13 protein-coding genes are annotated in these 12,441 nt (G+C 54.5%); all 13 read left to right on the top strand.

The window, feature by feature from the left end; genetic code table 11:
• The first annotated feature begins 22 nt into the window (after positions 1–22).
• On the top strand, positions 23–805 hold the full coding sequence (locus ACTQZS_RS02880) for an adenosylcobinamide-GDP ribazoletransferase (protein WP_441474500.1): 783 nt from the start codon (positions 23–25) through the stop codon (positions 803–805).
• Positions 806–809: 4 nt separating this feature from the next.
• Positions 810–1,196 carry a bifunctional adenosylcobinamide kinase/adenosylcobinamide-phosphate guanylyltransferase gene (locus ACTQZS_RS02875; protein ID WP_441100225.1) on the top strand — a complete coding sequence of 129 codons (387 nt, stop codon included), beginning with the start codon at positions 810–812 and terminating at the stop codon, positions 1,194–1,196.
• Between the two features lie 100 nt (positions 1,197–1,296).
• Entirely contained in the window at positions 1,297–2,037 is a 741-nt protein-coding gene (locus ACTQZS_RS02870; protein ID WP_441474499.1) for a histidine phosphatase family protein, read from the top strand.
• A 58-nt stretch (positions 2,038–2,095) separates the two neighbouring features.
• Positions 2,096–3,028: an amidohydrolase family protein gene (locus ACTQZS_RS02865; protein ID WP_441474498.1), complete on the top strand. Its 933-nt coding sequence runs from the start codon at positions 2,096–2,098 to the stop codon at positions 3,026–3,028.
• Positions 3,007–4,233: a cobalt-precorrin-5B (C(1))-methyltransferase CbiD gene (cbiD, locus tag ACTQZS_RS02860; protein WP_441474497.1), complete on the top strand. Its 1,227-nt coding sequence runs from the start codon at positions 3,007–3,009 to the stop codon at positions 4,231–4,233. Before ACTQZS_RS02865 ends, cbiD begins: the two co-directional genes overlap by 22 nt.
• A 168-nt stretch (positions 4,234–4,401) precedes the next feature.
• Positions 4,402–5,172 (top strand): precorrin-4 C(11)-methyltransferase, encoded by a 771-nt coding sequence (gene cobM / locus ACTQZS_RS02855; RefSeq protein WP_441100219.1) that lies wholly within the window; start codon positions 4,402–4,404, stop codon positions 5,170–5,172.
• Between the two features lie 100 nt (positions 5,173–5,272).
• A complete protein-coding gene (locus tag ACTQZS_RS02850; RefSeq protein WP_441474496.1) occupies positions 5,273–6,376 on the top strand; it encodes a cobalt-precorrin 5A hydrolase in 1,104 nt (367 codons plus the stop codon).
• Positions 6,377–6,595: 219 nt separating this feature from the next.
• The gene (gene cobJ, locus ACTQZS_RS02845) at positions 6,596–7,327 is read left to right on the top strand and encodes a precorrin-3B C(17)-methyltransferase (protein WP_441100216.1); all 732 of its coding nucleotides are present in this window, start codon (positions 6,596–6,598) and stop codon (positions 7,325–7,327) included.
• Complete coding sequence (locus tag ACTQZS_RS02840; RefSeq protein WP_441474495.1) at positions 7,320–8,282, top strand: precorrin-6A/cobalt-precorrin-6A reductase; 963 nt, start codon at positions 7,320–7,322, stop codon at positions 8,280–8,282. Before cobJ ends, ACTQZS_RS02840 begins: the two co-directional genes overlap by 8 nt.
• Before the next feature lie 170 nt (positions 8,283–8,452).
• Positions 8,453–9,748, top strand: a complete 1,296-nt coding sequence (cbiE, locus tag ACTQZS_RS02835) for a precorrin-6y C5,15-methyltransferase (decarboxylating) subunit CbiE (RefSeq protein ID WP_441474494.1) — start codon at positions 8,453–8,455, stop codon at positions 9,746–9,748.
• 15 nt (positions 9,749–9,763) lie between these two features.
• Positions 9,764–9,895, top strand: coding sequence for a hypothetical protein (locus ACTQZS_RS02830; RefSeq protein WP_441474493.1), 132 nt, complete (start codon positions 9,764–9,766; stop codon positions 9,893–9,895).
• Positions 9,896–9,905: 10 nt separating this feature from the next.
• The gene (locus tag ACTQZS_RS02825; RefSeq protein WP_441474492.1) at positions 9,906–11,378 is read left to right on the top strand and encodes a cobyrinate a,c-diamide synthase; all 1,473 of its coding nucleotides are present in this window, start codon (positions 9,906–9,908) and stop codon (positions 11,376–11,378) included.
• Positions 11,359–12,342: an adenosylcobinamide-phosphate synthase CbiB gene (gene cbiB / locus ACTQZS_RS02820; protein ID WP_441474491.1), complete on the top strand. Its 984-nt coding sequence runs from the start codon at positions 11,359–11,361 to the stop codon at positions 12,340–12,342. The genes ACTQZS_RS02825 and cbiB overlap by 20 nt, the downstream gene beginning before the upstream one ends.
• The last annotated feature ends 99 nt before the right edge of the window (positions 12,343–12,441 follow it).

Here is a 12,441-nt window from a genome sequence, read left to right as displayed (position 1 = left end):
GAAGCACAGAGGTTTTTGTACATTGAAATCTTTATTTGAAAGCTTTATCGTTGCGTTCTCGATGTATTCCAAGATTCCGATGCCGCATATCGAGTGGTCGGAAAAAAGCATGAAGTATTCTATGTGTTTTTTTCCCTGGATCGGTCTTGTGATCGGTCTGCTGGAGTATCTGTGGTTTCTGCTTTGCGGACGGACCGGTGCTTCGGATTTGCTTCGTTCCTCGATCGCGGTTGCGATACCGCTTCTGGTGACAGGCGGAATCCATTTCGACGGGTTTCTTGACACGACGGACGCGCTTAGTTCGTGGAGAACCAGAGAGGAACGCCTTCGCATTCTTAAAGATTCTCATGTGGGAGCATTCGCGGTAATCGGAGCCTGTGTCTTCTTTCTGATTGCACTGGGTTTTGCGTCGGAGGTATCAGGGAAAACAGCAACATGTCTGTGCCTGATGTTTGCGGTTTCGCGCTCGTATTCGGCGATATCCGTGGTTTCCTTCCCGAATGCGAATCCGAAGGGAACCGCTGCCGCTTTTGGCAGCCATGCGAGGAAGAGGATGGTGCGACGGGTGATGATCGTCTATCTTGCGGCACTTTACGTCTGCCTGATTCTGATCGACCCGCTTGCCGGCATCTTTGTAATTGCCGGTTCTGTGCTGGCATTTTTGATTTATTATCGGACCTGCATGCATTACTTCGGGGGAATGACAGGAGACCTTGCGGGATTTTTTGTATCAGGCGCGGAGCTCCTGATGCTGATTCTGGCGGTGGCCGGCGACGGTATCGGAAGAATATGGTTGAGAGGTTAATAGTATGAAGTTTATTATCGGCGGTGCATTTCAGGGAAAAACGCATTATGCGGAGGAAAAGTACGGGATTGCTCCGGAGGATTGGGCGGACGGACAGGACTGCTCCAGAAATGAGATCTATCACAGCAGGGGCGTCATGCATTTTCACCAGTTTGTGGGAAGAAGCCTGCAGAATGGAGATACACTGGACAATTTTGTGGATGAGCTGATGGCGCGTAATCCGGACATCATCATTGTGGCGAATGAACTGGGTTACGGAATTGTTCCGGCGGACAGCTTCGACCGCAGATACAGGGAAACGGACGGAAGAATCTGTACGGAAATTGCGTCGCGCGCGGATGAGGTGATCCGCATCGTGTGCGGAATACCGACCATAATCAAAAAAGTATGAGGAATCACGAGGCTCGAAGGAAGTTGAACTCCTGAAGAAACGGGCATTGAAGAGGCACGAGACCCCCTGAAGGTACGGGAATTGAAAAAGGCATGAAGACATGAGGATTCACGAAGGCATGATGGAACTGGTCATGATCCGGCACGGCAGAACAAAGGGGAATATGGAGAACCGGTACATTGGCACAACGGATGAGCCGCTGCTTACTTCTGAGGCGGAGCGTCTTTCGGTGAAGCGGAAATCGCTGGAAGAGATGCGGATGGATCGTCCGGATATACTCCTTGTAAGCCCCATGAGACGCTGTTTGGATACAGCGGCGATTCTGTTTCCGGAATCGGATGCGGTGATCGTTCCGGATTTCCGGGAGTGTGATTTCGGTGAATTTGAAAACAAGAACTATCAGGAGCTGAGCGGAAACATGGATTATCAGCGCTGGATCGACAGCGGCGGAAGGCTGCCTTTTCCGGGCGGAGAATCCATGAGCTCCTTTCAGGAGAGAGTCTGCCGTGCCTTTGACCGGGTTGTCCGAGAGGCGTCGGAGCATCTTTGCGGCGAAGCCGGGAGAGCCGGCGGGGCATCGGAGTATCTCTGCGGCGAAACCGGGAGAACCGGCAAAGCATCGGAAGAGGCGCAGGACCGGAGTATTTCCGGTACATCCGGCGATCCGGTGATCCGGGCTGCCATGGTGGTACACGGAGGAACAATCATGGCTGTTCTTGAGAAATACGGGTATCCCCGGAAGAGCTATTTTGAATGGCATGTAGGAAACGGAGATGGTTTTCTGCTTTCCGTCAGGGAAACGGGGGACGATCTCCAACTTTCTGTCAGACGCTGTATCTGATAGGATTCTCGTTTGCGGGAAAACGGGGAATTTTGTGTGACTGCAGGCCGGATTTTATGTGACTGCAGGTCTGTGTATAGGAAACCGGCTATTTCAGCAGGAAATTCTGGAGATCGGAATGTTCGGTGAATGTCATGCGCATTTGTTTATGAATGGTTATGATTACCATGCCGCGGTAAGAGCGCACCGGGATCATCCGGATGAAGGGGTGATCCGAAAAGAACTTGAGGCATACAGAGACGCGGGCGTGACGTTTATTCGTGACGGCGGAGATCACTATGGTGTGTCAGATCTTGCGAGAGAGCTGGCGCCGGAGTACGGAATCCGGTATCTCACGCCGATTTTCGGAATTTTCCGGGAGGGACATTACGGCAGGGTGGTCGGAAGACCTTTTTCGAATCTCAGAGAATACGCGCAGCTCGTCTCGGAGGTGAAGGAGAAGGGCGGAGACTTCGTCAAAATCATGACATCGGGAATCATGACTTTTGAGACACCCGACGGTCTTTCGGAGGAGGGACTCGAAAGGGAGGATGTCAGGGAGATGGTTCATATCGCCCATGAATCCGGCATGAAGGTCATGAGTCACACAAACGGAAGCAGAGGGGTGATTGACGCGGCGGAGGCCGGCGTGGATTCTCTGGAGCATGGAAATTTTCAGAACGAGGAAAGTCTGGAGGCTCTGGCGGAGAGCGGAGCGGTCTGGGTACCGACCTGCTCGACGGTTCGGAATCTGATCGGTTCCGGACGTTTTTCCGACGCGGTTCTGACAGAGATCTGGAGTGGGCTCAGGAAAAATATCCGAAGGGGACGTGAGCTTGGGATTCCGGTCGCTCTTGGCAGCGACGCGGGAGCTTATCGCGTTCTGCACGGACAGGGCATCCGGGATGAATATCGGGCATTTCAGGATATTTTTCCGGACGACCCGGAACTTGACGAGTGGCTTGCACAGTCAGAGAAACGGATTCATCAATGGATAAAGAAAAAAAATTAAACGGTGGAAGGGATAAGAGCAAGGATTCACCCCGGACAGGTCTGGAAGAATCTTTCGTGCTCTATGATCACAAAAAGCTCAGAATGGGATACACAACCGGCTCCTGTGCCGCGGCTGCGGCAAAGGCAGGAACGAGAACGCTCCTGACCGGAGTGGAGACCGAGGAAATCGTTCTGGATACGCCGAAGGGGATCCGGCTGCATCTCCCGGTCGAGGATATCCATATCCAGAGAGATGAGAGCGGAATTCCCGTAAAGGTGTGCTGCGCGGTCCGAAAGGACGGCGGAGATGATATTGATGCGACGAACGGAGCCCTGATCTATGCGGAGGTTTCTTGTACCGGGGAGGCCGGCGTGACCATTGACGGCGGCGAAGGAGTCGGCCGGGTGACGAAGCCGGGCCTTGATCAGCCGGTCGGAAACGCGGCGATCAATCATGTTCCCAGGGAAATGATCACAAAGGGCGTTCTGGAGGTCTGCAGAGAACAGGGTTACACGGGAGGAATTTCCGTGATCATCCGGATCCCGGAGGGACAGAGGATCGCGGAGAAGACATTTAATCCGAGGCTCGGTATTGTCGGGGGAATCTCCGTGCTCGGCACCAGCGGCATCGTCATGCCGATGAGTGAAAAGGCTCTGATCGATACGATCCGGGTGGAGATGAAGATGCGCCGGGAGAACGGCGGAGAATATCTTGTCATTACCCCGGGAAATTTCGGCGAGAAGTTTGCTTCGGAGATGCCGGACCTGGTTCGCACGCACGAGATGAAATGCAGCAATTTCGTCGGCGAGACGCTGGACATGGCGGTGGATCTGGGAGTAAAGGGCATCCTTTTTATCTCCCATATCGGAAAATTTATCAAAGTTTCCGGAGGAATCATGAACACGCATTCTCATGAGGCGGATTGCCGGGCAGAGCTGATTGCCGCAGCGGTGCTGCGCGCCGGAGGCGGCGCGGATCTGGCGAGAGAGGTTCTCTCCACCAATACGACGGAGGATGCGCTGAAGATCCTGAAACAGGAGGGCGGCGACGGACTCTTTGACGCGGCGATGAAGCGTATCACCGAACGGATCGGCTTTTATCTGAATGCCAGAGTGCAGGGAAGAATCGAAACCGGCGCCGTGATCTTCTCGAATGTCTTCGGAATGCTCGGAGGGACGGAGAACGTGCCGGATCTGGTGGAGAAGCTGAGAAGACAGGGCTGAAGAATTTTGTACTTTGAACAACCGGTTTTTGCTGCCTCCGGATGATCCGGAGAAGCGGCGGGCATTGTATTGTATATAAGAAGTGAAGACAGCGTTCCGCATCGGGGACGCAACGGAGAAAATTGAAGACAGCGTTCCGCATCGGGGACGCGACAGGAGGAAAAAAGAATGGTACATTTTGTAGGCGCCGGTTCCGGTGCCGCGGATCTGATTACAGTCCGCGGAAAAGAGTATCTGGAGAAGGCGGATGTGATCATCTACGCGGGTTCGCTGGTGAATCCGGAGCTTCTGCAGTACGCGAAGAAAAACTGCAAAATCTGGAATTCCGCGAAGATGACGCTGGAAGAGGTGCTGGATGTCATCTTTGAGGCAGAGAAAAGAGGTTTTATGACAGTCCGTCTCCATACCGGCGATCCATGTCTGTACGGGGCGATCCGGGAGCAGATGGACGTACTCGACGAGAAGGGCATTGCGTATGATTATACACCGGGCGTGAGCTCCTTCTGCGGAGCAGCCTCGGCACTGAATCTGGAGTACACTCTTCCTGACGTCTCTCAGAGTGTGATCATCACGAGAATGGAAGGACGGACGCCGGTACCGGAGAAGGAAAGCATTCAGTCCTTTGCCGCGCATCACGCGACAATGGTTGTATTTCTGAGTACAGGCATGCTGGAGGAGCTTTCGAAGCGTCTGATCGAGGGCGGATATACCGCAGATACACCTGCGGCAATCGTGTACCGCGCAACCTGGCCGGATGAACGGGCGTATATCTGTACCGTCGGGACTCTGGCTGAGACGGCGCGAGAAAATCATGTGACGAAGACAGCGCTGATGATTATTGGAGATGTGGTCACACATTCCCACTACGACCGGTCAAAGCTCTATGACCCGGAATTTACGACGGAATTCAGAGAGGCTTCCTCCGGAAAAAAATCCTGAGAGGAAGGCGCGGACGCCAAGAGCGGCTTGGCTTAGAAACATATGGAAGGATCTGGAACATACGGAATGCGGGGGCACAACAGAGAGCAGGGGCTTTTATATGAAGATTGCAGGAATATGTTTTACAAAATCGGGAAGTGAAGTATCGAAACGAATCATCCGGATTCTGCGTGGATCATTTGCGGCCGGGGATGCAGACGATGTGGAGATCGAGTGGTATGGGAAGGGCAAGTATTTGGCCGGCACAGGTTTCCGGGAGCTGAGTGTCCCGGTTCAGGAGTGGGCCGGTAAGTGCTTTCACACCTGCGACACCCTCATTTTTGTAGGAGCGGCGGGCATCGCGGTTCGCGCGATCGCGCCGTACGTTCGGGATAAGCGCACGGATCCGGCGGTCATTGTGGTAGACGAGAGAGGAAAGTTCTGCATCTCTCTGCTGTCCGGGCACATCGGCGGGGCAAATGAAATGGTGGAGAACCTTTCGGCGGGACTGGGAAGTGTTCCGGTCATCACGACGGCGACCGATGTGAGCCACAAGTTCGCGGTCGATGTCTATGCCGACCGGAATGACATGGTGATCTCAAATATGACCTACGCCAAGGAGGTTTCGGCTGCCCTTCTCGCCGGCGAGCCGGTGGGATTTTACACACATTTCCCGGTGGAGGGAGATCTGCCCGAGGGTATTTACTGGTCTGACAAGCTGGATACGGCGAGAGCGCTGAGCGCGGAGAATGAGGAGGAGGGAACTTCTCTGGGAATCTACATCAGTCCCTCATACAACCGGCAGTATTTTGATCACACGCTCTGGCTGATTCCGAAGTGCCTTGCCCTCGGAATCGGATGCAAGAGGGGAACACCAGCTTCGGTGATCCGGAAGCTGGTGGATGATACCCTGCGGCAGTACAGCCTCTACCCGGAAGCCATCGCCTCGGTGGCGAGCATCGATCTGAAGAGGGACGAGCCGGGGCTGGTCGAGTACTGCAAATCCCTGGGAGTGCCGCTGCATACCTTCTCCGCTGATGAGCTGAACATGGCAGAGGGCAGTTTCACAAAATCAGACTTCGTGAGAAAAACAACGGGCACCGATAATGTGTGCGAGCGAAGCGCGGTCTGTGACGGCGGCGGGGATCTGATCATCCGTAAGGTCGCTGAGGACGGGGTTACGGTAGCGGTCGCGCTGCTGAACCGGAAGATCAAGGTCGGGTAGCAGAGTAGTATTGAACCGGAAGCTTGGCGCTGGACAGCATTGAACCGAAAGCTCAATGCCGGACAGCATTGAATCGGAAGCTTAATGCCGGACGGCAGCAGATGCACATATACGATGAAAGCGGAGAGGGCGGTTTGATCCGCCCGGAGGGAATCTGTCAGCTGCCCGCAATCGAAAGGCAGCGGATTCCCGCCTGCAGAAAACGAAAGGATTCTATTTATGAAACAGATAAATGTAGTGGGTATCGGACCGGGTGCCTGGGAAAAAATGACAGTGGAAGCCGCGGAGGCTTTGCAAAACAGCGACACGATCATCGGCTATACCGTGTATATCGATCTGGTCAGAGATCATCTTCCGGGGAAGGAATTTCTGTCGACCCCGATGCGCAAGGAAGTGGACCGCTGCGTCCTGGCCTTTGAGGAGGCGGAAAAGGACAAGAAGGTGTCCATGATCTGCAGCGGAGACGCAGGAGTTTACGGAATGGCAGGGCTGATGTATGAGGTCGGGGAGCGTTACCCGGAGGTATCTCTCCGAATTATTCCGGGCGTTACGGCTGCTCTCGGAGGAGCCGCGGTGCTTGGAGCTCCTCTGATTCATGATTTCTGTCTGATCAGTCTGTCCGATCTTCTGACGCCGATCGAAAAGATCGAGAAGCGTCTGGCAGCGGCCGGTGAGGCGGATTTTGCGATCGTGATTTACAACCCGCAGAGCCGGAAGAGATCCGACTATCTCCAGAAGGCCTGTGACATACTGCTGCAGTACCGGAAGGATGACAATGTGTGCGGGATTGTGGAAAATATCGGCAGGGAGGGAGAGTCGATGAAGATTTTGACGCTCCGCGAGCTTCGGGATACGCCGGTCAACATGTTTACGACGGTTTTCATCGGAAACTCCCAGACAAAAATCGTCAACGGACATATGGTGACGCCGAGAGGATATCGGAATGTATGATGTATTCTTGTTTGCCGGAACGACAGAGGGCCGCGTCCTGGCGGATCGTCTGAAGGAGATCGGGGAACGGAACGGCCGGAGAAAAATACAGATCTGCTGCTTTACCGCGACGGAGTACGGGAAAAGTCTGATCTCTCCGGGGGAAAATCTGGATGTCCACAGCGGAAGGCTGACGGAAGTGGATATGGTCCGTGAGATCCGCGAGAACACGACAGAGGATGCCGTCATCATAGATGCCACCCATCCGTATGCAGCGGCTGTGACGGAGAATATCCGGAAGGCCTGTGCAGAAGCGGGAAGGGAATATATCCGCGTGCTCCGCGGGACGACCATGCAGGAGGAGACGCCGGACGGCCATGCTCCGGCGGACCGTGCGGCTGAGGACGCAGGAAGGACGGTCGGAGAGCAGGCGGCACAGGCAGGTTTTGCTCCGGCGGCTCGTGCGGCTGAGGGCGCAGGAGGGACGGTCGGAGAGCAGATGGCGCCGGATTCTTTCTATGAGCTTCCTGACGGAAATATTGTGGTCGGAAGCACAGAGGAGGCTGCCGCATGGCTCGCGGGGACAGAAGGAAACGTGCTCCTCACGACCGGAAGCAAGGAGCTGAGGGTTTTCACCTCGGTTCCGGATTATCGGGAGCGTCTCTTTGCCAGGGTGCTCTCTCTTCCTTCTGTGGTGGCTTCATGCGCGGATCTCGGCTTTCAGGGAAGAAACCTGATCTGCATGCAGGGACCGTTCTCCGAGGAGATGAATATCGCCCTGATCCATCAGACGAAGGCGAAATACCTGGTTACAAAGGATACCGGAAGAGAGGGCGGCTTCCCGGAGAAGGAAAGCGCGGCAAAGGCCTGCGGCTGCCGGATGATTATCATACGCAGACCCCTTGAGGAGAAGGGCATATCTGTGGAGGATTGTGTAAAACGGATCCGGGAAAAGATCGGGCAGGAAACCAGCTGATTTGGAATGAGAAGACGGGTTCGGCGCAGGATGCGTTCTGTGCAAGCCGGTTTCGAGAGTGTCAGACAGGTAACTGACTTCGGCGCAGGATGCGTTCCGTGAAAGCCGGGCATGTGATTGTCGGATATGAAATGCTTCGGGGATGGGATTTTTTGACAGGAGAATAATTTATGAGTGAAATTGCCGTGATTGGCATTGGTATGGGAACAGAAAAGGGCCTGACCGTGGAGGCGGCGGATTTTATCCGTTCTTCAGATCTGTTGATCGGGGCGGAGCGGATGCTGCGGGATGTCGCGGGAAAAGGGCAGGAGACCTGCGCGGAATATCTGCCCGCGAGGGTCGCCGCGGCGATTGAAGCGCATCCAAATGCTTCGAGGATCTCCGTTCTGATGTCCGGCGATGTCGGATTTTTCAGCGGAGCAAAAAAATTGTACGCGGCGCTCGGCACACGGAACAATCCGAAGAATTCGATTCGCGTTATGCCGGGCATCTCATCGGTTGTCTATTTCTGCAGTCAGCTCCGAATCGCCTGGGAGGATGTGCGGCTGACAAGCATGCACGGCATGCACTGCAACCTTATCGGCGAGATCTGCCGGAACGGAAAGGTTTTTTCCATCCTTGGCACGAAGGATCAGGCGGCGGAGATCTGCCGGAAGCTGATCACTTATGACATGAATGAGGTGACGGTACATATTGGTGAGAATCTCGGATATCCGGAGGAGAAAATTCTTTCGGGGCGTCCGGTCGATTTTGCGGATTATGAGTCATCCGCCCTCAGTGTGATTCTGGTGGAAAATCCGAACGTGAATCCTGTCGTGACGAGCGGGGTGCCGGACGAGGATTTCCTGCGGGACAAGGTTCCCATGACGAAGGAAGAGGTACGCATCGTTTCGATCGGAAAGCTCCGGCTGACGGATCGGTCAGTCGTATACGATATCGGTGCCGGCAGCGGTTCGTGCTCGGTTGAAGCGGCACTGAGGGCGGTGAACGGAAAGGTTTACGCAATCGAGAAGAACCCCGCGGCGGTCCGGCTTCTCTATTCGAACAAGCTGAAGTTCCGCGTGGACAATATGGAGATCGTGGAGGGGCTGGCGCCGGAGGCACTGAAGGACCTTCCGGTACCGACGCATGCCTTTCTCGGCGGCACCGGCGGAAATATGGAGGAGATTCTCCGGACTCTTCTGGACAAGAATCCGAGGATCCGCATCGTAATCAATGCCATCACGCTTGAGACAGTCTCTCAGGCACTGGAAATTCTGAAAAAGCTTCCGTTTGGTGAGCCGGACATCGCCTGCATCACGGTTGCAAAGTCGAAGAAGGCGGGGCCCTATCACATGATGATGGGGCAGAATCCGGTGTACGTGATCACAGCGGAAGGCGCTGAGGCGAAAGAATCGGAGAATGAACTGGAGAGAGCTCTCGTCCACACCGGAGTTGACGGCGAGAAGTTCGACGAGGAAAGCTGAGAAGTCGTTGCTGATGTGAAAAATAAGACGGTTCACTTGGAAAAACACGGTTCACTTGGGAAAAACACGGTTCACTTGAAAAAATACGGTTCATGTGGAAAAGAATACGGTACATATGGGAAACAATACGGCACATATAAAAAATGATACAGTACATATGGATGATAATCGGGTACGTACGGAAATTGCAAAAGCAGACACGGATAATTATGAGAAGATCAGAATCAGCCGGATCATGATCGCGGCGCCTTCCAGCGGCAGCGGCAAGACGCTGATCACCTGCGGATTGCTGAATCTTCTGAAGAAAAAGGGATTGAAGCCGGCTTCTTTTAAATGCGGACCGGATTTCATCGACCCAATGTTTCATACGAAGGTTCTCGGCACGAGAAGCCGGAATCTGGATACTTTTTTCACGGACCCGGATACAACAAGGGGACTTCTGGCGCGGAACGCAAAGGACGCGGATCTGGCGGTTCTGGAAGGGGTAATGGGATATTTTGACGGGATGGGAATTGACAGTTCGAGAGCAGGGGCAAGTGATCTGGCCTCTGTCACGGACACGCCGGTTCTTCTGATTGTTCCCGCAAAGGGAGTCAGCCGTTCCGTGCTTCCTCTGATCCGGGGCTTTCTGGATTTTCAGGAAAAGCGCTGTATCCGGGGGTTGATATTAAACCGTGTTTCCGCGGGACTCTATCCCAGGATGAAAGAAATGATCGAGAGGGAGGTCGGAATACCCGTTGTCGGCTATGTGCCGGTCGTAAAGGACTGCGCGCTGGAGAGCCGGCATCTGGGACTTCTGATGCCGGATGAGATTGCCTCTTTTCAGGACAGGCTGGACAGGCTGGCAGACGTACTGGACGGGACGCTGGATCTGAGTCAGATCCTTGAAATTGCCGGGAGCGCCCCGGCACTGACCGTGCAGAAAAGTAATCCTGAAAAGTACAGTACCCCGGATTGCGGCGCGGCAGAGCAGAGCGGGAAAGAATGCAGAAGTGGAAAGGTCAGGATCGGGCTTGCAAGGGATGAAGCCTTCTGTTTTTTCTATGCGGACAATCTGGATCTTTTGAGGGAGATGGGCGCTGAACTGGTTCCTTTTTCTCCGATTCACGATGCCTGCCTTCCCGATAATCTGGATGGTCTGATGCTCCACGGCGGATACCCAGAGCTTTACGGAAAAGAGCTGGGAGAGAATGCTTCGATGCGGGAGTCTGTCCGCAGAGCTGTGACAGGGGGACTCCCCACACTGGCGGAATGCGGGGGATTTCTCTACCTGCACAGGCAGCTGACCGACCTGGAGGGTAATGTATGGCCGATGGCGGGTGTTTTTCCGGAGAGTGCGTACTATACCGGACGTCTGACGCGGTTCGGCTATCTGACGCTAACAGGAGGAACCATGTTCGGAAGGGATGTCGGAGAGATCCGGTCCCACGAATTCCATTACTACGAATCGGAGGACCCCGGCAGTACGTTCCTCGCGCGGAAACCGGTCGGAAACCGCTCCTGGCGCTGCGTCAGAAGCACGGATACCCTTTATGCAGGGTTCCCGCATCTGTATTTCTACGCGAACCCGGGGACAGCTGAGGCATTTATCGAGAGGTGTGCAGAGTATCATGCTAATAGAAACCTTTGACCATATCGTTCCGGCGGTACTGCTTGGCGGAATTCTGGACCTTGTGTTCGGCGATCCGCACGGTCTGTACCATCCGGTTCAGCTTATCGGAAAGTTTATTACCTTTTTTGAAAAGCTCTTCCGGAAGATTTTCCCTTCCGGAAAAACAGGAGAGCGGACAGCAGGCGTTCTGACCGCGCTCTGTGTCATGGCGGTGAGCACTCTGATTCCCGTGGTTCTTCTGAAACTTTTCTATCACGTCAATTTCTGGCTTGGCTTTGCTGTCGAGACGTTCTGGTGTGATCAGATTCTGGCGGCGAGATCGCTCCGGGATGAGAGCATGAAGGTCTACCGTGAGGTGAAGACCGGAGATCTTGGAAAGGCCAGAAAGGCAGTCTCCATGATTGTGGGGAGGGATACGGAAAAACTGGATATGACAGGAGTCACAAAGGCGGCGGTCGAGACTGTCGCGGAAAACGCCTCTGACGGTGTTGTGGCGCCTCTGATTTTTCTGATGATCGGAGGAGCTGCGGGGGGATTCTTCTACAAGTCCGTTAATACGATGGATTCCATGATCGGATACGTCAATGACCGGTATCGGTGGTTTGGGACCTTCGCGGCAAGGCTGGATGATGTTCTGAACTTCATTCCGGCGAGAATTTCCGGCCTGCTCATGGTGCTTGCCGCGCAGATCTGCGGAAATGACGGAAAAAATGCCATGAAGATTTTTAAGCGCGACCGGCGGAAGCATGCCAGCCCGAATTCGGCGCACACCGAGGCAGCGATGGCCGGCGCGCTGGATATCCGGCTTGCGGGAGATGCGTGGTACTTCGGGGAATTGCACCGGAAACCATATATCGGTGACCCGATCCGCGAGATTGTGCCGGAGGATATTCCCCGCGCCAATCGGATCATGTACGGAACTGCCGTGCTTGCCTTCTTTCTGTCAGCAGCGGTGCGGGTGCTGATTCTTGTTCTGGTGTGATTTGCCGGAAAGGAATGGCCGGACAGTCGGGACCCGGCGCAGGCGGTGATTTCAGCACAGCTGTGATTCGCCGGAAAGGAATGGCCGGACAGTCGGAGC

The organism is Bilifractor sp. LCP19S3_H10 (genome assembly GCF_052119185.1).
Lineage (GTDB): Bacteria > Bacillota > Clostridia > Lachnospirales > Lachnospiraceae > Bilifractor.
Note: the sequence above shows the minus strand (reverse complement) of the source record. Positions and strands in the feature narration are given on the sequence as shown.